A 23,252-nucleotide genomic window follows, 5' to 3' on the forward strand; every position below is an offset into this window, starting at 1 on the left:
CATGGAATGATCATTTAATGTGTCTTATTTAATTGAAATTAAGTAAGGTTAAAATATTTTACATTGGGTTAATACGCTTTATTTTATTTGTTTTTTGGTTCTTTAATCTAATTGGGGTGTGAAACTTAGATGTGTAATGGAAACCATAAGAAATCTATGGAATTGATTATCATTTTCATTGTTGTTGAATTCACTATAATAAATGCGTTATTCACAAGGTGTGAGCTTTATACATTCTAAACAACTGGAGATATGACATGAGCTATTCACTGCCTTCTCTACCTTATCCTTATGATGCGTTAGAGCCTCATTTCGATAAGCAAACGATGGAAATTCACCATACCAAACACCATCAGACTTATGTCACTAACACAAATACTGCTTTGGAAGCCTTTCCTGAATTAAGTGAATTAGATATTGATAATTTAATTCAACAGCTCGATAAATTTCCCGCCGATAAGCGCACTTTTGTTCGCAATAATGCGGGTGGGCATTCGAACCACAGTATGTTTTGGAAGGGATTAAAACTAGGAACGGTCTTGAGTGGTACTCTAAAAGCAGCTATTGAGCGTGATTTTGGAAGTATTGACAGCTTTAAGAAAGAGTTCGAGCAGGCGGCAGCAACTCGTTTTGGCTCTGGCTGGGCGTGGCTGGTTCTGAAAAAGGATGGCAAACTGGCTGTTGTTTCAACAGCCAATCAGGATAGCCCTCTGATGGGTGATGAAATAGCGGGTGCTTCCGGTTACCCGATTGTGGGTCTGGATGTTTGGGAACACGCCTATTACCTGAAATATCAGAACCGCCGTCCTGACTACATCAAAGCATTTTGGTATGTTGTAAATTGGGACGAAGCAGCAAAACGTTATGAAGAAAAAATTAAATAAGCGTTAAAAAACACTTTCCTTGATAATGCTGGTCACTACAGTGATCAGCATTTTTATTTTTTCATAACATTTTTTCTCTATGATTTTATTTGGCATCCCTATCCGTTTTTACTATCCTCCATAATGAACAGGGCGGGAGCACTCTTTGATTGATATTTGACCTTATAATGTAAATATAATGCTTTAACTGTATAGTTCACCATTAAAGTTCAAATAAGCATTTGATTGATTGTAATTTTGCCAAATTAAATTCTAGATAATCCACACATCTCAATATAGTAATCCTTAAAAGGTCATAAAAACAGTGTACTAGCTCCCTGCTATGACGAACTAAAGCGAAGCTTGCCGCGTTTATTCTATCAGAGTAATATTTATACTCGTCTATTGAGGAGGAGTTGGAGCTGAAATGTATTACCCACAGGTATATAGAGGCAAAACAATATCCTCTAAAAAATTGGGTGCCAGTGCAATTAGTAAGCTGTTGGTTAATGGTCGTTTACAGCTCACTTCTCTTGGTCTGGAAGGTGATGAACAAGCAGAAACGCGTTTTCATGGCGGGCCTGATCGAGCGCTTTGTCACTATCCAAGAGAACACTATTTGTTTTGGAAAAGACAATTTCCTGAGTTAATTGAATTGATTGCCTCTCCTTTGTTTGGTGAAAATATATCAACTGAAGGGATGACTGAAGATAATGTCTATATTGGCGATATTTTTCAATGGGGTGAAACTCTGATTCAGATAACTCAACCACGCTCTCCTTGTTATAAACTCAATTTAGTTACCTATGTCAGTGATTTTGCTGCGATGATGCAAAATAATGGGCGCTGTGGCTGGTTATATCGGGTTATCTCTCCGGGTTTTGTGAGTACAAGTGAGCCAATAAGGTTATTAAGTCGAAACAGCGATGTTTCTGTTCAGGAAGCTATTTCCATTGCTTTTCATAGCCCATTTGATGAAGAGCAATATCGTCGTTTAATGGGGGCGGCAGGGTTGTCTGCCAGTTGGAATCTGACGATGCAACAACGCATATTGCATGGGAAAATTGAGGATTTTAATCGTCGTTTATTTGGGAAATAATTAAGAAAATCATAAAAACATACCATTAGAGCACAACTGACGACAACCATATTATCGTTATCATTAAAGTATCAACCATAGCTAATAGGTGATTTATGAATATTCCAAAGAAAATTCATTATTTTTGGGTTGGTAATAAAATATCTGAGAGAGATTTAAGGCGTATCATAGAAATAAAATCAGAGAATCCTGGGTTTGAGGTTAACATTTGGGGAATAAAGAATGTAGAATCATTAATATCACATACGTTGAGAAATCTTACCTTCAGCTATAATGGAAATATTGTTGATGTTGGAGAAATCTTTGTAAGAGAGTTTAGATATAGGAATATTGAAACTGCGTTTTCTTTCTTAATTAGTCAGGCTTCATATCTTACTCGTACTGATTTTATGCGTGATTTATATGAAAGGAAGAAAAATCATTTAACCAAATTTGATATAAACACTAATAAAGACTCTACGAGAGTGAGTTTCTTACATCGTTTATTTCATAAAAACTATTCTGATACACCTCATTATGATTATTCAAAGATAATGCACTTCTTACATCATGTATTTAATCTGCAAATGCATGGTGATTTTAAAAACTATGCATCTGCCTGTGATATTGCTCGTTTGGCTATTTTGTATATGGAAGGAGGAATATATCTGGATGTTGATGTTGAACTCACTGATCCAGATATCAAGCACACTAAATCCCATGTTTTTGATAAAAATTTACCTTTTGAAAAGCGCTTTAAGAGAAGAGCAAGGTTTGAAAAGTTAGAACTTGAATCGGATATAGGTTTTGGTGATTGTCATGGAATGGGATGGGGAAGAGTGAGCAAGAGTGATGAAAAATGGAATATAAGATATCTCGATTCCTGTAGAATAAAACAGTTAGTTTACAATGAGTTTGCAAATGGAATTATTGCTGCACAACCTCAATCAGAAAAAGTTATGGCTCTTTTAGTTTTTATGGCCAGTAATATTAGAAAAAATTCTTATAATGAAGACGATAAAACATTAAGCTCGAAATGGAGAACGGGTATTGTTCCTAATTTACCTTCTATAAACACACTTGAGTATCGCAGAAACCGCCGTCTTAATTTGACTGTTGATATGACTGGGCCACAGTCGTATCAAGAACTTTTTTCTATCGTTAAAAACAAAGAATTGGGTAACCAACATGAAATTGATGTTATTAGTCCTCCAAAAGATTGGCAAATGAATAGTAGGTTAGATTTAATGTTTAAAAGAGTTAATAGTGATGCAAATTGGGCTAACGTAATAAGAAGAAAAAAATAACTATATCTTATTATAAAAATAAAAATGGTAATGCAAAATTGAAAATGCCAAGAACTCAGTTAAAAAGATATGCCAAAGAATAAATTAATATTCTTTGGCATTTATTTATCCTATTACGGATGGGCGAGTAGGCCTACAGCATCATAGACTTTATCCAAGGTCGCTTGAGCACGAGCCTGTGCCTTAGCCGTTCCTTCTGCCATGATTTGGTTAAGCAATACTTCATCATTACGGAAATGATGGTAGCGTTCCTGCAAACCAGTCAGCATTTCGCTTACTGCGTCGGCAACAGCACTTTTCAAATGCCCGTACATTTTGCCTTCAAACTCAGCTTCCAGTTCAGGGATAGTTTTACCTGTTACACCAGCAAGAATATCCAGTAAATTGGAAACGCCTGGCTTGTTTTCCAGATCATAGCGTACACAAGGTGGCTCGTCAGAGTCGGTAACGGCGCGCTTGATTTTCTTCGCGACGGACTTTGGATCTTCCAATAAAGCAATCACGTTACTGCGGTTATCATCGGACTTCGACATTTTCTTGGCCGGATCTTGCAATGACATTACACGAGCACCACCGCCTTGTGGAATGAATGGCTCTGGTATCGTGAAGATATCGCCATATAAGGCATTAAAACGCAGCGCCAAATCACGGGATAATTCAAGATGCTGCTTCTGGTCACTGCCCACTGGGATCTGATTAGCCTGATAAAGCAAAATATCAGAAGCCATCAGTACAGGGTAATCAAATAGGCCTGCGTTGATATTTTCTGAATGACGGGATGATTTATCTTTAAACTGAGTCATACGGCTCAGTTCACCAAAATAGGCGTAGCAGTTCAGAACCCAGGCCAACTGAGAATGTTGTGGTACATGTGACTGAACGAAGATAGTGCTTTTCTTTGGATCAATACCACAAGCAAGGTAAAGTGCCAGTGTATCCAATGTGCGTTTTTTCAGTTCAGTAGGATCTTGGCGTACAGTAATGGCGTGCTGGTTAACGATACAGTAGATGCAATCGTAATCATCTTGCATTTTAACCCACTGACGTAACGCCCCCATATAGTTACCGATGGTCAATTCACCGGAAGGTTGCGCGCCGCTGAATACAATAGGTTTTTGGGAGTTTGGTTTCATTGCAGTGGGTTCATTCATTTTATTATGCTTCCTGTCTTTTAGAAGTGGATAATAGTTTCAAAGTGGATAGTCCAATCGTTGGGAGTAAATCCGAAAAATGGTTTAGCACATAAGTTGGATGGCTTAATGCTATTGATTCTCCGTAGTTATATCCATAGGTCAAGCCGACACAAGGGCAACCCGCTGATTGTGCAGCCAAAATATCATTACGGGAATCGCCAACAAAAAGCAATTCTTCTTTATGTAAACCAAATATTCCCATTGTGAGATAGAGTGGAGCGGGATGGGGTTTCTTCTCTTTGACATCGTCACCCCCCAGCACCAATGAAAAATATTCACTGATACCCAATGATTCCAGCAATGGGGCAATAAAAGGTGTTGGTTTATTGGTGATAATCGCCATGGGCAAATTATGTTTTGCCAACTCAGCCAGAGTCTCTTTGACCTGAGGAAACAGCTTACTGCCTGTTGTTACGCTGGTTTCATAAAACGCATCAAACAGTTTGCGAGTTTCATTATGCAATTCAGGGGAAGGTTCCACACCCGCCCATTTCAATGCACGTTCAACCATGACATCAGCCCCGTTGCCTACCCAGACAGCGACCTGCTTTTTACCCGCCGCAGGCAATCCTTTGGCAATCAAGGCCTGATCCAACGCATCTGCTAGACCGTCAACACTATCCACCAGTGTGCCATCCAGATCAAATGCAATAACCCGGATTTCTTTCACGACATTATTTGTCATTATGCTACCTTTGATAATTCACTGCGCATTTCATCAATAACCGCTTTGTAATCTGGCTGGCTGAAAATAGCTGAACCAGCAACGAACATATCTGCACCCGCCTGAGCTGCTTCGGCAATATTACTAGGTTTAATGCCGCCATCAACTTCAAGACGGATATCATATCCGCTGTCATCAATAATTTTGCGTACCTGACGCAGCTTGTTCAGTGTTTCTGGAATGAAAGATTGACCGCCGAAACCAGGGTTAACCGACATCAGTAAAATCACATCCAGCTTATCCAGAACATAATCAAGGTAACTGAGGGGGGTTGCGGGATTGAAAACTAAACCCGCTTTACACCCATGTTCTTTGATGAGTTGTAAGGTGCGATCAACATGTTCGCTCGCCTCAGGGTGGAAAGTGATATAGGTTGCACCAGCCTTGGCAAAATCAGGGATAATGCTATCAACCGGTTTTACCATGAGATGAACATCAATCGGGGCAGTGATACCATAATTACGTAGCGCCTGACAGACCATCGGGCCGATGGTCAAATTTGGCACATAGTGATTATCCATGACATCAAAATGCACAACGTCAGCGCCTGCTGCCAGAACCTTAGCGGTATCTTCACCTAAGCGGGCAAAATCAGCGGATAGAATGGATGGGGCGATCAGAAAGTTTTTCTTCATTATTATCATCTCCAATTCATTGTTTTATCCCCTTAATTTTAGGGGAAGGAAACCTCAATTACTTCAGGCAGTATAACGCCAAAAGTTCATCAACTTTACTTCGGGCAAGAATATTTCTACTTATTGTCCGACGGGCTTTAACAATGTAAAGGGAAGCTTGATGATACCATTCCCGGGTTATCGGTGTGTCATGATTGGAAATGAGTACCGGAATGCTTTGTTGAGACGAGAGATGATAGGCTATATGAGCCAGATTTTCTTGATCCAGAAGGTTAAAATTATTTGTATGGTAAGCTGTAAAATTAGCCGTGGACGAAAGTGGGGCATATGGAGGATCACAGTAAACTACAGCGCCTTTTGGCGCATTATTTAGTGCAGTTTCATAATGTTGGCAGATGAAAGTTGCCTTTTGGGACTTTTCTGCAAACCAGTAAAGCTCATTTTCCGGAAAATAAGGTTTTTTATAGCGCCCGAAAGGAACATTGAACTCCCCCCGTGAATTATAACGGCAAAGACCGTTATAACAGTGGCGGTTGAGGTAAAGAAACAACAGACTGCGGCGAAAGGGATCTTTGCTTTTGTTGAACTCTTCTCTCAGGCGATAAAAGGTTTCGGAGTTGTTGAATTCCGATGAGAATAGTGGACGGGCATGACTAATAAATTCATCCGCACGAGATTTTACGGTGTTGTACAAATTGATCAGATCACTGTTGATGTCTGACAAGATGTAAGAATCATAATCGGTATTTAGGAATACCGAGCCTGCGCCAACAAATGGCTCAATCAAGCAATCGCCCTCTGGCAAATGACGTTTAATATCATCTACCAAGGGGTATTTTCCACCGGCCCATTTTAAGAAAGCGCGTTTTTTTTTCATGCCGCCAAACTAGTTATTCAATAATTTCAGAGCCGCAGATTGTACTCTGTTTAGGACCGCATATCAGCGCCTAATCAAAATAGTTTTATTTTTTCAGATCTTGCTGAACTTGTTGTAGTTTCCTGACCCATGGTTTTTTGGCTTGAACTTCCGCAGGGAATGAAGAAATGGCGTTTTTTGCATCAGAAACGGAACTATAGTTACCGTGAATCAAGATAAACCATGTTTTACCGTCACGTTTAGTTTCATAAACCTTATAATTAGAAAGGTTATGTTTTTTAGCGAAAGCAACTAAGGTATCGTAGCGACTAGCGCTGCTCAGCTGGAGTGTGAATCGGTTGGCGGGAGCTTTCAGTAAATCACCACCTGCATCAGCCCCGCTCTTTTTATTGGTTTGGTGATGATTTGTGACAGGCTTAGCCGCTGCCTTGGGCGGATTTTCTTCTCTTCCCTTATTTTCTATTCTTGGTGGTGTTATTTTTTCTGGTTTTTTCTGCTCAACAGATGGAGTGACCACGGGTTTTACAGGTTTGGTCTGTGACGGAGCCAGATTGTTTTGTACTGAATTATTGATATTACTCTGTTGTTGATTCAAAGCATCAGTAATATCACCGGGTAATTCTATACGCTGGTTATAGCCACCGGTTCCAGTCGTTGGAGGAAGCTCTCTGCTTGGGGTACTGCTAATCGGCGGTGGTAAGCCGATTTCATGTGCGTTATTAGCTGTACTATTGGTAGCAGGCACAGATTGATTTTCCTGACCGCTATCTTGTTGATTATCAGAGAATGTGGGGGAACCAGAAAGGTCGATACTCTTTTCGGTTGCATTTGAAGACTGCTGTTTTTCATGCTCAGTTGGTGATTTTAATGCAGAGCTGATGGCAATAATCAGAAGCAAAAGTACCAGAATGCCAACACCTATCATCATTTGCTGACGGGATACTGCAAATTTAGGCTGATTGGATTGGCGTTTCGATCGCGGAGGGCGACGATCAGAAGTATCGGGTTTAAATTCAGTTTCTGTCTTTTGTTTTTTTTCTGATTCTAATTCGTCCATATGCCCTCCCAGCAGAGATAATACTGCCAATTACTATTTAAGAGGTTTGGCAGCCTGACCTAACTAAAACCGATAATGCACTATCTGATAGATAATGTAGCTATTTTATAGCATAACAGCTAAGGAATGATTCATCATTCAGATAATCACGTATTTTAGTTGGTGGATGGTTGACATAGGTGAATAGCCTCCAATATAACTTCTTTCCTAATATCAGAACGAAGTTTGGCTTCTCCAATAGCTGTAGGCAGCACTAAATGCAATTTTCCTGCGGAGACTTTTTTATCGCGCATCATATGAGGCAAGTAGTCGTCTGGGGACATTTCCACTGGGCCGTTGACAGGTAGTTTTGCGCGTTCCAGCAAGAGGATAATACGTTGAGTCTCTTGTTGTGAAAATGTACCGACAAGCTCAGAAGCTCGTGCCGCCATTACCATGCCAGCAGCAACAGCCTGGCCATGCAGCCAGACACCGTAACCCATTTCAGCTTCAATTGCATGGCCAAAGGTGTGACCAAGGTTTAACAGCGCCCGTATTCCACTGCGTTCTTGCTCATCAGCTGTGACAACCATTGCCTTAAGTTCACAACAGCGACGAATGCAATAAGCCATTGATTGGTTATCGAGAGCCAGTAATTTCTCAATATTGTCTTCAAGCCAGCTAAAGAATTCACCGTCCAGAATGATGCCATATTTGATGACTTCAGCCAGGCCAGCATATAACTCTTGAGCTGGCAATGTTTTCAGACAATTGAGATCGACAACCACAGAAGTTGGTTGGTAAAAAGCCCCAATCATGTTTTTGCCGAGGGGATGGTTGACCCCTGTTTTTCCGCCGACAGAAGAGTCAACCTGAGAAAGTAATGTGGTGGGTACTTGGATGAAACGAGTGCCGCGCTGATAACTGGCTGCGGCAAACCCCGTCATATCACCGATTACACCACCACCGAGAGCGATAAGCGTTGTGTCACGACCATGATTATTTTCCAGCAGGGCAGAAAATATGTCGTTGAGCACAAAAAGCGATTTGTACTGTTCGCCGTCAGGCAAGATAACCTCATCTACCCGAAGCCCCATTTCCTGCAATGTGGATTTCACCTGCTCAAGATACAGGGAAGCCAGCGTTTCATTAGTTACAATCATGACCTGTTGGCCTGCTTGTAAGGGCTTGAACGCCTCATTGGTAGAAAATAGATCTTCGGCTATGGTAATCGGATAGCTTCTTTCACCTAACGTAACAGTCACTTGTTCCATATCAGCTTTCGCCTTATCGTTTGCCGCAGAGTGAATCCGCTATAATCAGTTTTTTTCCAATAATTCAATGATTTGGTTAGCGACGACTTTGGCGCTTTGCTCATCCGTACGAATAGTCACGTCAGCAATTTCCTCGTAAAGAGGATTACGCTCATCAGCCAAATTTTCTAAAACTTCACGTGCTGGTGCGTCAACCTGAAGTAAAGGGCGTTTTTTATCGCGCTGAGTACGAGCCAACTGTTTTTCGATGGTTGTTTCTAAATAGACGACCACACCACGGGCAGACAGGCGATTACGGGTTTCTTTCGATTTCACTGAACCCCCACCAGTAGCCAATACAATGCCTTGTTTTTCAGTCAGTTCGTTAATTATTTTTTCTTCGCGGTCGCGGAAGCCTTCTTCGCCTTCCACATCAAATACCCAGCCCACGTCAGCTCCGGTACGTCGCTCAATTTCTTGATCAGAGTCGTAAAACTCCATATTGAGTTGCTGAGCTAACTGACGACCAATAGTGCTTTTGCCGGCACCCATAGGCCCAACCAGAAAGATATTGCGTTTCTCTGCCATGTTTTTGGTATTACTAAGACTATTTGTTAATGATAACCCGCCCCGCCAATCAGATTAGCCGCGGGACCTAAACTGAAACCTCATGAGTGAGAATGTGAGATCAGATAGGAAAATTATCTCAGCACATCAACCTGTATTGCAACTATATAAATCTGGCACGAGCTTTTGTTATCTGACCCATGCTTTTGCTGGCTGATTGAGAGCCTAATATCTGTAGACTCTTACTTGTGATGTTAGACCTGCTCACTCAATTAGGTAATCCTTGTATGCTAAATTACACTCAGCGTCAAATCCATAAACAGGCCAGACCAAGAAAAATGGTGGGTGAACTGATAAAAAAAGCACAATTAACTTTAATAATATACTGATTTATATGTGATATATTTAATTTGGTTAAATGTTGATCAATTGAGGTGTAATAAAAATTACGAGTTCTCTTCGGCTGTGTTGTTCCCCATTTTGATTAAATAATGTACCTATCAGGGGAATATCTGATAGGTAAGGGACTTTTTGCTGGTTTGCTGCTTTTTTCTGTTGAAAGATACCGCCCAGAATCAGTGTTTCTCCATTTCTGACCGTGACTTGAGTTATGATCTCCTGTTTATCTATGGCAAGATTTTCATTTCCTCCCTGACTGATAGGAAAACCAGGTGCGTTTTGGCTGATTTTCAGGGCAAGCCGGATTTTACCCTCCCGCAAAATATGGGGTGTAACTTCCATACCTAATACTGCTTCTTTAAACTGGATCGTCGTTTTGTCCTTGTCTTGAATAATATAGGGGATTTCTGAACCTTGCTTGATGCTGGCGGATTGTTGGTGAGATGCGGTCAGCCGTGGGCTGGCAATAATATCGAGCTGATTTTCCTGCTCCAGTGCGCTAAGCTCCATTTCCAGCAGATTTGCGTGAATGCGTGCGGTATTCAATACTAACCGATGGCGCTGATTGCCTGCTGGTTGATGTAGATTCAAACGATTTAGCCCGATTGCGCGATTCAAGGGATCGGCGATGACACCCCAGTGAATCCCCAATTCATGCAACGCTTCCCTGCTGCTGGTAACAATATGGGCGGTAATCTGCACTTGTTGCTTAGGAGTATCAACTTCTTTCAGCCAGTTTCTGATACGGGTAATAGCATCAAATTTGTCTTCCAGTATCACACTGTTGGTCAAGGGGTCATGCTCAACTTTTCCCCATTTTGTCAGCAGAGCGGGGCGATTTTTTTGCAGCCGTTCTGCAACCTGTTCTGCATCGGCATATTTTAGGGTAATTGTCTGATATTCGATCTCCTGTTCCTGTCGTTCCGTTGAGGAAAATTCCATGTCATCTGCTATTGGGTTGATGGGGGGCTGAAACGGATTTCTTACAGATCTTTCGACCTCAGAAAGATTTTCTATGTTATAGCTGTTTTCTGTTTCCGGGTTATTTTCTATGGAGGAACCGGAAATTGGCAGTAACAGACAGATAAGCAGGATCAATGAATGTCGTCTGTTCATGATGTCTCCCCATTACTGTTAACAGGAGCAGGCTGTATTTTATTTGGCAGGTTCATATCAGGGGGTTCTGAGTCTGATAAGGTCATGTCTGATAAAACGATGCGGACGATCAGGTTGCCATCAATAGGATTTATGGTGAGATGTTTAATCAGTAATGGGGGCTGCAACTGCTGAATTTCACTCAGGAAATGGAGAAGTTGATCATAATTCAGTGACAGTACGATATGCCAGAAAATCTGATTATTTTCTTTATAGCTTTTCCATTCCATAAGCTGGCTGCCTGAATGGATCAGGGGTAAATGAAGTCGTTTGAGTACGGTTACCTTATGGGATTCATTTTTTGATGGAATACCCTTTGGCGAAATGTCCCTTGAATGAATATAGCTATTTTGGCCAAGCTCTGCCGTGATTTGCCGGATTTTCTGCTGAATATCAAACAAGGATGGCAGCTCTTTGATTCGCTGTTGAGACTGTGCGGCATTATTCTGTTGTTCTGTAATATGGCGTTGAAAGGCATGGATTTTATGCTGGTTTTCCTGCCAAACAAGAAAATAGAAACCCATCAGCAGCAAAATGATAACTAATTGCTGCAATAGGCATTGTTGCCACACAGGTCGATGAAACCACTCAAGGTAATTACTTCTCACGGGCTTCTCCTATCAGCCAGTCGGCATCAATAGTAAAGACTTTGATCTGATCTTCAGCCGTGGTCATTTTTTTAAGTTGAACATTGGTGAGAGCCGGATCATCGGTCAGGTTATCTAACAAGTCGGAGATTTCTGCGTAGTCTTGGCTATGAGCGGTAAAAATGAGTTGCCCGTTGTCATCGCTAAATGCTGTAAGCCAGCTGTTTTGCGGTAACAAATGGGGAAGTTGACGAAATAACTGTAAGTAGCGTTTATTCTGTTCCATGAATATCTGTTTTTTCCGTAATAATTGGCTCAATTGATAATGCTGTTGTACTGCATGATCCGTTTCCTTGATAGTTTGTCCTAATAGTGTTGATTGGTGCTTAATTTCCGTTAATTGCCTGCAATATTGCTCAATTTGGCTGGTTTGCTGCGTAGAAATACACAGCAACACAACAGCCCATAATGTGAGTTGCAAGCAGAGCAACAACCCCCACTTCTGACATTGACGTTTCAGTTTTTTCTGTCGCCAGGGTAAAAAATTGACTTGATACATCATCGATCATCCGGCCTGAGAGCCAACCCGGCGGCAACAATAAACGCATTTATTTGTTTTGGTAACGGAGGCTGATAATGGCGGAATGCTGATAAAATCTGCCAAGGATGAGCTGATTTTGTGGGTTCAGGTATCGCCTTTATTGATGTTGTTTGTTCTTCATCCTCCCCTTCATTGCTGCAATAAATCGCACAGTTTTCTGTTTCTGGTGTAATGGGTAATTGCTTGATGACCTGAGCCAGATCAGGGTGTGATTGTGATGCTATCAGCCCATAGCCAAAAGGATGATTGGCGGGGGAAACCCATAACCAGTCCATCATGCGTTTATGAACCAGCCAACTGTTATCAGGAATACCTGCGAGCCTCGCTGCATAACGTAACGCACAAGGCGCAATATCAATGGCGTCAGGGGATAGATTGATATCCGTGAATAATTTCAGCCAGAGTTCGAGATCTTTTTGGCGCGTGGCGCTGATGTAAACTTGCTGACCATGAATACGGTAGTCCAACGCAAGGTCACTGACGGGAAACTGTTTTTCAGCACAGGCATGTACAAACCAACCAAGTTCGGGTTCTTGCATTGTCGTATGGTTAGGTAAGGGGATCTGTCTCTGTAAGGTTTGTTGAACAGGGAGTGTTAATCTTAGGCTAATATTTTTAGGTAATATTTGTCGCCATTGCATTAAGATATGACGTAATTTTTCAGGATATTGCAGCCGTCCTCCTGAAATAATTTCGTTTGATAAGCGGTATTGCCAGCAATGTCGCAGTTGCCAGCCATCACGACGCTTAGTGGCTGCAAGAGCGCGGATGTAATGATCTTGGATATCCAGTCCGATATACCATTTAGATGGATACATGTAGAGATCTCCCTATCTACTATCAATGAAAACGGTTATTCATGAAAGCCGTTTTTTATGAAAATTTTGTTCATGAAAAGGTCATATTCATAGTGCTGTATAGCCTTTATACTGTTCCCTTTATACTATGTACTGATCGTTTATAAACTGCCCGATTAACATGGCGTGAGAAATTTCAGGTGAAGTTCATAAAGTATTTTTTGATCCTTATTGTTGTTTGCATTTTATTGGGAACCGCCTCGATTTTTGGTTTATACAAATATATCGAGCCACAGTTGCCTGATGTTGCGACTTTAAAGGATGTCCGATTACAAACACCGATGCAGGTGTTCAGTGCTGATGGCGAATTGATAGCCCAATACGGTGAAAAACGTCGTTTGCCCCTTACCTTGTCCGAAATGCCCCCCTTGATGATGAAAGCCTTTATCGCCACAGAAGATAGTCGTTTTTATGAACATCATGGTGTGGACCCTATCGGGATTATTCGTGCGGCTTCTGTAGTAATGACGTCCGGTCATGCTACTCAGGGAGCGAGTACCATCACGCAGCAGCTTGCGAGAAACTTTTTCCTCAGCCCAGAAAAAACGCTGATACGTAAAGCGAAAGAAGCATTTCTGGCGATTAAGATCGAACAACTGCTAACGAAAGATGAAATTCTTGAGTTGTACCTCAACAAGATCTATCTGGGGCAGCGTGCCTATGGTGTTGGTGCTGCGGCTCAAGTCTATTTCGGCAAAACAGTCAATGAACTGACGTTGAGTGAGATGGCAATGATTGCCGGATTGCCGAAAGCCCCGTCAACGTTTAACCCGCTTTATTCTTATGACCGGGCTGTGAACCGCCGTAATGTGGTATTGGGACGGATGCTGGAAGAGAGGTACATCACCCAGCGTCAATACAATGAAGCCAAAGAAGAGAAATTGGTCGCCCGTTATCATGGCCCGCAAATTGTTTTCTCAGCGCCTTATCTGACGGAAATGGCGCGTCAGGAAATGATCAATCGTTATAGTGAAAACGCTTATACCGATGGATATAAGGTCTATACTACGATTACACACAAAGCTCAGCTGGCTGCGGTGAATGCCGTTCGTACCAATGTGATTGATTACGATGTCCGTCATGGTTATCGCGGTGCGCAAGAAGTGTTATGGATAGCCAGCCAGCCAGCGTGGAGCCAAAAGCAGATTATCGATAAGCTGAAAACTTTGCCTAAATACGGCCCTCTGTTGCCTGCCATTGTGACTGAATCCGGCATTAACCAAGCAGAAGCCATGCTGACGGATGGTAGTAAAGCTGAACTGACTATGGCGGGTGTCCGTTGGGCCAGGCCATTCAAAACCGATGGTTTGCAAGGGGCTGCACCGCGTAGCGTGAATGAAGTCATTCGGGCGGGTGAACAGATTTGGGTCAGAAAAGTTAATGACATCTGGTGGCTTGCCCAGCTCCCAGACGTCAACGCAGCGCTGGTTTCCATCAATCCGATGGATGGTGCGGTAGAAGCGCTAGTGGGTGGGTTTGATTTTGAACTGAGTAAATTTAACCGTGTGACGCAATCATTGCGTCAGGTTGGTTCCAATATCAAGCCATTCCTGTACACCGCTGCGATGGATAAAGGGCTGACGCTGGCATCGCTGTTGAATGATGCTCCTATCAGCCGCTGGGATTCAGGTGCAGGAACAGATTGGCGTCCGAAGAACTCACCACCAACTTACAACGGGCCGATTCGTCTGCGTCAGGGGTTGGGACAATCGAAGAACGTGGTAATGGTTCGGGCCATGCGGGCAATGGGGGTGGATTATGCTGCTGATTATTTGAAACGCTTTGGTTTGCCGGGCGAAAACGTTGTTCGCACAGAATCTTTGGCGCTGGGTTCCCCTTCATTTACACCAATGCAGTTAGTGCGTGGCTACGCGGTAATGGCGAATGGTGGTTACTTGGTTGACCCTTACTTCATTACTAAAATTGAAGATGATGAAGGGAAAGTCCTGTTTGAAGCCAAACCTAAAATTGCTTGTCCGAAATGTGAAAACATTCCGGTGATTTATGGTGATACGGCACGCTCCATCGAATTGTCTGAAGATTCCATTGAGGATGTGGCTCATTCCGATGTTTCGCAAAACTTAGCCTTGCCGTCCCAGCCGAAACTGGAGCATGTAACAGTGAATGCTGACACGGATGACCAGAAGTATGCTCCTCACGTTATCAGCACACCGCTGGCATTTCTGATCCATGATGCCTTGAATACCAATGTCTTTGGTGAACCGGGTTGGATGGGAACGGGCTGGCGTGCTGCCCGTGACTTGAAGCGTCGTGATATTGGCGGAAAAACGGGAACGACCAACAGTTCGAAAGATGCGTGGTTCTCCGGTTACGGCCCGGATATGGTGGCAACGGTTTGGATTGGCTTTGATGAGCACAGCAGAAGTCTGGGACGTACTCCGGTATTGAAAGGTGAAGGTGGTGCGAAAACGGCCCAACCAATCTGGGATGATTTCATGAAGGTTGTGCTGGAAGGTGTTCCTGAGAAAATGATGGAGCAGCCTGTCGGCATTGTTTCCGTCACGATTGATCGGGCAACGGGTAAGTTATCTAACGGTGGTGGCAATACCCGTAAAGAATATTTCATTGAAGGCACGCAACCGATGGGATATGCAATGCCGGATGTGGGGACAACAGTTACCGAGAATGGTGAAAGCCATGAGTTGTTCTGATTGAGTTTCCAGTCCAAAGATAACGGGAAACAAAGATAAAAAGGCCTCGCTGAGAAATTAGTGAGGCCTTTCATTATCGCTAACGTATCAATGTTGAACGATTATTGATTGAGTTTATCTTTTACGGCTTTGGCAAACTGTTTGCCTCCATCCACGGCGGTATAGTGGACATGAATATTGATATCTTTTAACCGCCATACAGGGATAAAGGCCGGATAATAAAAGATGTCGTCGATCACGCTTTGATCGGGGAATTCCAGTGTCCAGGTTGAAATGGCACCAGTCCCTTCAAAAGGCAGATAACGATCATCATCAAACATCAGGGTGCATAGCCAATTTTCTTTAGCGACTCCGCCATCATCTTCGCTTAAGGAAGAAAGTGCGATTTGCTGTTGAGCGCGCAGGTTATTCACCACATTTTTACTGTTGCCTTTTTGTCGGTTGGGGTCGTAAAGCCAATTGACACCTTCCATATCCGCGCTGATTAATGTTGAACTGCTGGTCTGCGTCAGGATGGCACTAATCTCTGATGACAGAACAGAACCCAGATTCAGGGTATCCAGTGATATTGAAACGGAAACCCGTTTAATCTGGCGCAGATAGTGGCCGGGATAATTGTCATCAAACAACTGGGAATCTAATGTAAAGCTGAGAGACTGCTTTTTATCGATCTGTTTTTTCAATTCATTATTTGACAGTAATGAATTTAGCGAGATCGTCTTCTTGATATTCAAACGGCGTTCATTACGTTGCAGCCATGCATTTTCCATTTGCAGCAAATCGACCTGCAATGATTCTCCTGCCAATAAGCCACGATAGGAATCATTCCATGCCGTGGTTTTGATGAAGCCCTGCCGCTGGTAATCTCCGACTTCATAACGCCAGCTTCTTTCTGCCATCAGACACAGTGAAAGAACAGCGTCATAGGCAGGAGCATACAAGGCAGCGAGACGTCCCATCAGCCACTGATAAGTCGGAACAATCAGGAAACCCGTTGTCATAAACTCATAAAGCTCGCGGGCGGCGGTTTGCTGTGCCTGAGCTTCCCGTAAGGCGGTTTGGGCACTTCTGACCAGCAACTCCTGCTCTTTCAATTGCATCTCAATGATATTGATCTCACTTTGTGCCTGTTTGTACTCGATTTCCCACTCTTGACGACGACGTTGATAGTCTGCTCCATCTTGTAATCTTTCGGCTACAATATCTAAACTTTCAGCCGTGAGCTGGGCAATAATTGCAGTAGTAGTCACTGGAGAAGAGTATTTGGCGCCCCCGACGGCCATACCAAAAATATTAGGCACAACTTCCAGCGCTGCACCGGTAACATAAAATGGGGCTGCCGCCAGTTTGGCCACTTCTGATGCCGTTTTCAGACTGATCGAGGAGATTTCTAAAGCAGAGAGGTTTTCTTCATATAAGCTGTGATAGTGCTCATATCTTTCTTGCGCCATCTTCTTACTTTCTTCCAGAGTGACTTTACCCGTTTGGGCAAGCTGGACAGCCTCTTGTTGCAGTTCAATGGCAAATGCAGATAGCCTGAGCGCTTGTGATTGCTCCAGTACTTCCTGTTCTGCATTAACTTCGCTTTCGATAGCCTGAAATAACCGATGCCCCATTTCGGTTAACTGTTTTACTGCCGCCCCGGCGCGTTTTAACATCATTGGGAAACGATAAGGCGGAATTTGTTGCTGCATATTGCTCAATACGCTGTTGACATAACCCGCATTTCTTTGCATCACGCCATCAGCGCCGACAGCGCTGGAATAAAGTGGCAAAGGTTGAACTTTTCCATCAAGTGTTAAGCCGTGTCGTAAATTGTAGAGGCGATTTTCCAGTGTTTTCTGATGTTCAATCAATAGGGTATTAAAGGGAGATTTAAATAAACTATTGACGGCACGGACACTGGGATCAAAGGTGTTTTTGATCTTTTCAAGCGTCGTCGGATGCCAGTGGGTTGCATCCAGTCCTTCCGGTAATGTACCCAACAGTTGGAGTGCCTGTTGATAACATAAACCCGCTTCATTGAGACTGTCTCTGGTCAATTGCCGGTAAAGGTTATCCCCTTCTTGTATCCAAAGTTTGATCAAATGATGGAACAGGGCTTTCTGATAATAAATCGGCTGGCTGTAGGCTATGGTATCAGGATCAATATTCCCGATTGATGGCGGCAGATTACTGCCACTTTCAATAATTGGGCGGGAATTCCACATCCGAATGCCCCCGTAAGGGTCAAACAGATAATTGATAAACCAACGGCGGGAGTGATAGAAACGCTGCTCTTCACCGAGCCGGGCAGAAACCAAGAAGGGGAGGTGGAAGAAGAGTTCCCAGAAATATTGCCCGTTGGCACCGTTAAAATCGACTTTAGTCGGTGATGTTTTGTCATCTAATGCTGGTTCAGGCAATGACTGAGTATCCCACGCCAGTACCCGTTCAATGGATTGGGTGGCTCGCGCAACCAGTTGTTTGCCAAACAGGGTATTTAATCTGATGGCAGTAGATTTGAAACCTAAATTTTGGATGTCCAGATACTGCGCTTGCTGGTTATTCTTTTGCAATGTAATGGAGGGGATCTTATCGCCTTCTTCAATGGTGACTTCATATATATTCTCGACGATATACATCGGGTTTTCTGCATCTTTTGGGTCCAAAATAATTAATGTAACCAAACCAAAAGAATATTTTTTAATCTCTGGAGTAAGTGGGAATGCGATTTCTCCTGTCGATGCCTGACCATCCAGTATAACTTCTTTAGAGAACAGGTCCTTCTCTTTAGGGTTGGCAACCAGAATCAAGTAGGATTTAGCATATTTGGCCTCGTCTTCAGTGGGATATTTGGCGCTGTCTATAGCGGTATTATCCCCTTCAATTGCAATAGACAGTTTTTTGTCATTGCTTGAATCCCATTGCGTACTGAGCTGGAATGTTTCTCCGTTGACCCATGAAAGATCATAACTTTTCGTGATTTTATTCCCCTGCCATTCATGAGGTAATAACTGGAAAAGTTTTGTTTCATCATAACTTATGGTGAATACATTGGTCGGTGCCTCACTGCCTTTCCATTCAAAATTAAATGTTTTCAGCCCTGAACTACTGGCCGGTATTTGAGCCTCAATATGAATATCATCAATATTAATGATCCATTTGAGTTCTCTGGTCGGAAGTTGGTTGCGATCGATAGGTTTTGTTTTGTCATTTGGGATATGACGTTTGACTAATGTATTCTTACCCGTTAACAAAAGTTTGGTTTTTGTACTGTCTAGCTTGATGTCTAAGCTTAAGATGGAGGATCTAAATGGCTTAAAGTTTCCAAATGCTTTTTTATCTTTCCGCTCTGTTTCTTTGACCGTGATAAATTTATCTGTACCGGCATAATGATGTTGTAAGGTATCGGGGTTCTTAAAGAGTTTATGCCATGTTGTCACCAGTTTTTTCTCATCCGCTTGGTCAAGGGATTTTTTATCTACCAGTAATAAATCGCGTAATTCAAGATAATAATCTTTATTTTTTTCCCAGCTATTACTGTCTTTTTTCTCGGTGTCGTAGAGTAAAACTCCCATCCAGGGATCGCTTTCGCGTTGCACATCGACCATTGCAATCAATGCAGGTTTATATTTTTCATCCTTCAAGTAGGGATTCTCTTTATCAGGAACCCGTTTGCCATCTTTGACAGGATATTCACTGTTGTCATCTGTACCATCAAGACGGAATAACGTGTTGGGTGCACTCCATTCACCATTGCTCTGCTTAAAGGTAAATTTTATATTGATAGCGCGATAATCTGTTGGTTTCTGATCGGCGCCCATCAATGGTGTGGCTTCACGTTCAACCCAGATTGCATATTGGCGACCAGAAATGACGATGGGTCTGATGGCTAACAAGGTTCCTGATAAGGATAACGTGATTTTCTCCCATTCACTCCATGCCAGCGGGCTGATGATATCATTTGCGTCACGCATACTGATATCAAGGGTACGCCAGTAATATTCCACCGGTTCAGCATTATTCTTGCCGATAAAGTGGTAGTGGTCATTTTGTGGATCAGAGCCGTCGATATAGCCACTGATCAATTGGAGATTGCTGATCCTTTCGAACTCAGTCAGATAACGCAGAATAGCCGTCTGGATCATATCATTATTCAAACGGGACTGACCCAAATCGTTTTCCAAATCAGCAAAGGCACGGGTTTTACGTAATCGGTGCGCAGGAGCAATAAAATTCTCTGGGAAGTTTCTTTGTCCTTGCCAAACTTGCCAATGATTATACTGGTTCAGGTAGCGATTCCAGTACTCAATTTGTTCATCAGTCAGAATCAGTAAATCATAGCCGCTTTCCAAACGAGAAAAGAGCCGGAAAAGATATCGTTGCAAGCTGGCAATACAGAAAGCGACCCGGCTGGTATCCACTTCTGCGGCAACTTGCAGATCGGTCAGGAAATAGTTCGAAAGATCTTCGATTGTCGTGATACCAGACAAAGTATCATCCGAAGTGGCCCAGCGTTTCAATAAGTACTCAACTAGCGCATCACGCCAGATTTCATTGAGTGAGCCTTCCAATTTGGATTGTGATTCGGCAGGTGTGGCGGCAAATAAAGCACTGCTGACTTGTTGCCAATGATCATAACTGGATTGTGTTGTCAATTTGGCAACATCCAGTAATGGTTGGGCAGATATTTCACTTTTTTCAGCCAATGTCTTGAGGCGCATGATGGTGCTTACACCAACGACATTTTGTGCCACATTCTTGTCAAAATAATGAGTGACCCGCAGGATTTCCTTATCTGACCAACCCATCAATTCTGCCAGATTGGTTGCAGCCTGCTCAGCTGTCCAAGTATTTGGGACAGAAGGATTCTGCCCTATTTGATTGGCCTGGCGCAGATAATAGAACACATCATCTTCAGTTTTATTTTCTGGCAAAAGGTTCAGCCAGTCACCATAGCGGCTCAGACGATGCAGGAAAGTCAAATCAAGAGGACGGAGTTTTCCGTCAGTCTGATTCAACTTAAACCAGTCCGGATGGTTAATCATCTCTTGTACACTTTTTTCTGTCAGCTTGAATAAATTGCAAACCGCAGCATAACGGTTCAAATCGTACCATGCAGTGATCGCTTTCTGTTGTTGATCACCAGAACGACGCACTAAGGCAATGGTATTGCGCAAGAAATCGGATTGATTGTTACCTGTCCATTGCAATAAGGGCAGTACAAGGGAGTTATCAATGTTAAAAACATGACTAATACCATTAATGATCAGGTCTTGCTGGGCAATAAAGGCATTAATAAGTAGTGTTGTCAGTGTTTGGGTCCAGGTATCACCCTGTAGTTTCCATGCTTCATCTTGGGCTAACGCTTTGAGGATATTACTGACTTCGTTGATTAACGTCTTGTCTGTTTCATTATCAGTGGAAAGAGCACTACTCAAAACAATGCCGAGTTTTTCATCCACTATTTTAGCCAGCGCACTCATCCAGATGACGGGTGTTTTTTTCGCTTGGAATCCTCTCATTTCAGTGGCAATTTTATCTTCACTCAGCAGGGCATTACTTGTATCGGGTATCACTTCTCTGACTTTTTTGAGCCAGTCAATATTTTCAATTTCTGCTGTGGTATTGCTGTCAGAGGGATAAGGAGTCAGCAACAAGTGAAGAGATAAGGGAGACAATTTGTGCTGCTTAATCCATCGGGTGGCATTCATAACAGCGATCAGCACATCAAGGATATCTACGGCTTTGGCGTCTTTAGCCAATACAGGGATGCCCGCCAGTTGTTGCAGGTAGCTTGTATTCTTACGATTCAATAACAATAACAGCCCCAAGCCCTCTTTAACTGACAAGCGCAGTATCCGCGGCAATGCAACCAGACGATACAGGGCGGAAACGACGTCTAATGAACGCTTAGGCTTGGTTAATCCTTGCGCTTGCATGACGAAAGCAAGCAATATCTGACAAGTCGCGTCATTAATATTTAATCCCGCACATAATTGATTGACGGTGAGTGCATCCGGCCCTTCGGTGGCGTTTGGATCGAACTCTTGATTATCCAGCACAAAAACAGAAGCGGCGGCAGCTTGTTGTGACAATCCCTGTGTATTGAACACACGATCAAAGAAAGAGAATTTATTCTCAAGGGAATAGGGGGTGATTTGCCCTATAAAGGCAGCAAATTGCTCTGCGGTAGCGTTATATTCTTGTTGGAAATGCAAGAATACGCCTAATGTGCGCAGAGTTGCTTCTGTAATCACATAGTCTGTCTGTTTTTCTGCCTGTTTTGATGCTGCCAATAACAGATCAAGCTGTTCGTAGCTGAGTTTCAACGTTTTTTGAATATGCAGGAAACGTTGGATACGGTCAAAGTTATCGTTACTGATCCCTTTAAGCTGGATGATGTCTTTGGCCGTATCTTTATCCTTGTTTTTTTCCAGATAAAGCGCTGGTGCCTTGCCTGCATTGATGTATGAAGCGGCGTAGTTAACGCCGGAAGGGAATTCTTTTCCGGCATCCACGGGTTTGGCGACATTGTCGGAGTATGTGACGATGCTGTGTGTTACGGTATTTTCTGATATTCCATTAACGGCAAACAGGCTTTCAGCCTCTTGGGAACTCAGTCCGGTTTGTTGGGTAAACACGGTGAGACGGGACAGAGATTCTGCGGCTTTGGCTGCATCTCCTTTGACACCATAATATTTCTCAAAGAAATCTTTCTGGCTGCTTTGTGATTTTTCCAATAGCAAGGCTTGCAGCGTTGGTGCCAGCGTACTGCTTATCATCATCGCCGTTTGCAGTGAATCGGCACTCAAGTTGCCATCAATAAAATTGGGATATTTACTGTCTGCCTGCTGAATAAGTTCCAACAAAGGGATCTCTTTTTCGGCCAATACTGTCGTCGTTTGTTTTAGCGGAAAATGAAATGGCAGTGAGAGTGGGTAGTGTATCTCTGCTAATGAATTGGTGACAGGCTGTTTCTTGTTTATATGCACTTGCACTTTTTCAGCCAGCGCTTCAATAACAAGCGGCAATAACTTACTGGTTTTATTCAGGCTGGTACTATCAAGCAGGAGTTTTTCAATATCGGGTCGTCGCTGAGAGAGAAATTGAGCACTATCTTTGTCTGCTTTACTCTCAAACATTCTAACTTGCTGATATAGATCAACCAGATAAGCAAGCGGGCCATCATTGGCTTCGGGTAAACCAGGAAAGCAATAGAGATCAGGATTATCGTTAAAGAGCGTTTTGTAGCTGATTCTTGTATCTATTTTATTTGCCATAAAATGACTACCTTTTAAATAGAAAACGTGGTTAGAGGGAACAACATTCCTATTTTCAGTTCATAACTATGATTTATGTGTTATTGACTGATGAGCATGGTTACACTATGGCCTGTTAATGATGGTGATCCAGCTTAAAATATATTTAGGCTCTGATCGTTTCTTAAAAAATTATTTTATTTC

16 protein-coding genes are annotated in these 23,252 nt (G+C 42.7%); 4 read left to right on the forward strand and 12 right to left on the reverse strand.

Annotated features, from left to right (window positions below):
- Window positions 1–257 precede the first annotated feature (257 nt).
- The 3 genes from sodA (at window position 258) to AC5JQI_RS00295 (ending at window position 3,248) form a co-directional block, all read left to right on the forward strand.
- Window positions 258–884, forward strand: coding sequence for a superoxide dismutase [Mn] (gene sodA / locus AC5JQI_RS00285; protein ID WP_237387494.1), 627 nt, complete (start codon window positions 258–260; stop codon window positions 882–884).
- 406 nt (window positions 885–1,290) lie between these two features.
- Window positions 1,291–1,962 (forward strand): 6-hydroxyaminopurine reductase, encoded by a 672-nt coding sequence (yiiM, locus tag AC5JQI_RS00290; RefSeq protein WP_237387495.1) that lies wholly within the window; start codon window positions 1,291–1,293, stop codon window positions 1,960–1,962.
- A gap of 95 nt (window positions 1,963–2,057) precedes the next feature.
- Window positions 2,058–3,248, forward strand: a complete 1,191-nt coding sequence (locus AC5JQI_RS00295) for a TcdA/TcdB catalytic glycosyltransferase domain-containing protein (protein ID WP_493913321.1) — start codon at window positions 2,058–2,060, stop codon at window positions 3,246–3,248.
- Between the two features lie 113 nt (window positions 3,249–3,361).
- Here the strand turns inward: AC5JQI_RS00295 and trpS are convergent, their stop codons facing one another.
- The 11 genes from trpS to pilM form a co-directional block, all read right to left on the reverse strand.
- Window positions 3,362–4,399, reverse strand: coding sequence for a tryptophan--tRNA ligase (trpS, locus tag AC5JQI_RS00300; protein ID WP_493913322.1), 1,038 nt, complete (start codon window positions 4,397–4,399; stop codon window positions 3,362–3,364).
- Window positions 4,400–4,403: 4 nt separating this feature from the next.
- The gene (locus AC5JQI_RS00305; RefSeq protein ID WP_237387498.1) at window positions 4,404–5,126 is read right to left on the reverse strand and encodes a phosphoglycolate phosphatase; all 723 of its coding nucleotides are present in this window, start codon (window positions 5,124–5,126) and stop codon (window positions 4,404–4,406) included.
- On the reverse strand, window positions 5,126–5,800 hold the full coding sequence (gene rpe, locus AC5JQI_RS00310; protein ID WP_237387499.1) for a ribulose-phosphate 3-epimerase: 675 nt from the start codon (window positions 5,798–5,800) through the stop codon (window positions 5,126–5,128). The genes AC5JQI_RS00305 and rpe overlap by 1 nt, the downstream gene beginning before the upstream one ends.
- Window positions 5,801–5,858: 58 nt before the next feature.
- Entirely contained in the window at window positions 5,859–6,677 is an 819-nt protein-coding gene (gene dam, locus AC5JQI_RS00315) for an adenine-specific DNA-methyltransferase (RefSeq protein ID WP_493913323.1), read from the reverse strand.
- A gap of 85 nt (window positions 6,678–6,762) precedes the next feature.
- Complete coding sequence (locus AC5JQI_RS00320) at window positions 6,763–7,734, reverse strand: SPOR domain-containing protein (RefSeq protein ID WP_493913324.1); 972 nt, start codon at window positions 7,732–7,734, stop codon at window positions 6,763–6,765.
- Window positions 7,735–7,889: 155 nt separating this feature from the next.
- Window positions 7,890–8,987, reverse strand: coding sequence for a 3-dehydroquinate synthase (gene aroB / locus AC5JQI_RS00325; protein WP_493913325.1), 1,098 nt, complete (start codon window positions 8,985–8,987; stop codon window positions 7,890–7,892).
- 45 nt (window positions 8,988–9,032) lie between these two features.
- Complete coding sequence (gene aroK, locus AC5JQI_RS00330) at window positions 9,033–9,554, reverse strand: shikimate kinase AroK (RefSeq protein WP_038237472.1); 522 nt, start codon at window positions 9,552–9,554, stop codon at window positions 9,033–9,035.
- A 393-nt stretch (window positions 9,555–9,947) separates the two neighbouring features.
- Window positions 9,948–11,048 (reverse strand): type IV pilus secretin PilQ, encoded by a 1,101-nt coding sequence (gene pilQ, locus AC5JQI_RS00335; protein WP_237387503.1) that lies wholly within the window; start codon window positions 11,046–11,048, stop codon window positions 9,948–9,950.
- Window positions 11,045–11,695, reverse strand: a complete 651-nt coding sequence (locus AC5JQI_RS00340) for a hypothetical protein (protein WP_493913326.1) — start codon at window positions 11,693–11,695, stop codon at window positions 11,045–11,047. Before AC5JQI_RS00340 ends, pilQ begins: the two co-directional genes overlap by 4 nt.
- On the reverse strand, window positions 11,685–12,236 hold the full coding sequence (locus AC5JQI_RS00345) for a PilN domain-containing protein (RefSeq protein WP_237387505.1): 552 nt from the start codon (window positions 12,234–12,236) through the stop codon (window positions 11,685–11,687). Before AC5JQI_RS00345 ends, AC5JQI_RS00340 begins: the two co-directional genes overlap by 11 nt.
- Window positions 12,233–13,093 carry a type IV pilus biogenesis protein PilM gene (pilM, locus tag AC5JQI_RS00350; RefSeq protein WP_493913327.1) on the reverse strand — a complete coding sequence of 287 codons (861 nt, stop codon included), beginning with the start codon at window positions 13,091–13,093 and terminating at the stop codon, window positions 12,233–12,235. The genes AC5JQI_RS00345 and pilM overlap by 4 nt, the downstream gene beginning before the upstream one ends.
- A gap of 179 nt (window positions 13,094–13,272) precedes the next feature.
- Here pilM and mrcA point away from each other — a divergent pair, with 179 nt between their 5' ends.
- Entirely contained in the window at window positions 13,273–15,804 is a 2,532-nt protein-coding gene (mrcA, locus tag AC5JQI_RS00355; protein ID WP_493913328.1) for a peptidoglycan glycosyltransferase/peptidoglycan DD-transpeptidase MrcA, read from the forward strand.
- Between the two features lie 101 nt (window positions 15,805–15,905).
- On the opposite strand, the gene AC5JQI_RS00360 is transcribed toward mrcA, so the two are convergent.
- Entirely contained in the window at window positions 15,906–23,069 is a 7,164-nt protein-coding gene (locus AC5JQI_RS00360; RefSeq protein WP_493913329.1) for a Tc toxin subunit A-related protein, read from the reverse strand.
- Between the last annotated feature and the right edge of the window lie 183 nt (window positions 23,070–23,252).

This window comes from Xenorhabdus sp. XBWT (assembly GCF_059072735.1).

Coding starts and splice junctions, on each gene's coding strand:
- yiiM (WP_237387495.1), top strand. CDS start 1,291: ATGTATTACCCACAGGTATATAGAGGCAAAACAATATCCTCTAAAAAA.
- AC5JQI_RS00320 (WP_493913324.1), bottom strand. CDS start 7,734: ATGGACGAATTAGAATCAGAAAAAAAACAAAAGACAGAAACTGAATTT.
- pilQ (WP_237387503.1), bottom strand. CDS start 11,048: ATGAACAGACGACATTCATTGATCCTGCTTATCTGTCTGTTACTGCCA.
- aroK (WP_038237472.1), bottom strand. CDS start 9,554: ATGGCAGAGAAACGCAATATCTTTCTGGTTGGGCCTATGGGTGCCGGC.
- AC5JQI_RS00345 (WP_237387505.1), bottom strand. CDS start 12,236: ATGATGTATCAAGTCAATTTTTTACCCTGGCGACAGAAAAAACTGAAA.
- dam (WP_493913323.1), bottom strand. CDS start 6,677: ATGAAAAAAAAACGCGCTTTCTTAAAATGGGCCGGTGGAAAATACCCC.
- AC5JQI_RS00305 (WP_237387498.1), bottom strand. CDS start 5,126: ATGACAAATAATGTCGTGAAAGAAATCCGGGTTATTGCATTTGATCTG.
- trpS (WP_493913322.1), bottom strand. CDS start 4,399: ATGAATGAACCCACTGCAATGAAACCAAACTCCCAAAAACCTATTGTA.
- AC5JQI_RS00295 (WP_493913321.1), top strand. CDS start 2,058: ATGAATATTCCAAAGAAAATTCATTATTTTTGGGTTGGTAATAAAATA.
- aroB (WP_493913325.1), bottom strand. CDS start 8,987: ATGGAACAAGTGACTGTTACGTTAGGTGAAAGAAGCTATCCGATTACC.
- AC5JQI_RS00360 (WP_493913329.1), bottom strand. CDS start 23,069: ATGGCAAATAAAATAGATACAAGAATCAGCTACAAAACGCTCTTTAAC.
- sodA (WP_237387494.1), top strand. CDS start 258: ATGAGCTATTCACTGCCTTCTCTACCTTATCCTTATGATGCGTTAGAG.
- pilM (WP_493913327.1), bottom strand. CDS start 13,093: ATGTATCCATCTAAATGGTATATCGGACTGGATATCCAAGATCATTAC.
- rpe (WP_237387499.1), bottom strand. CDS start 5,800: ATGAAGAAAAACTTTCTGATCGCCCCATCCATTCTATCCGCTGATTTT.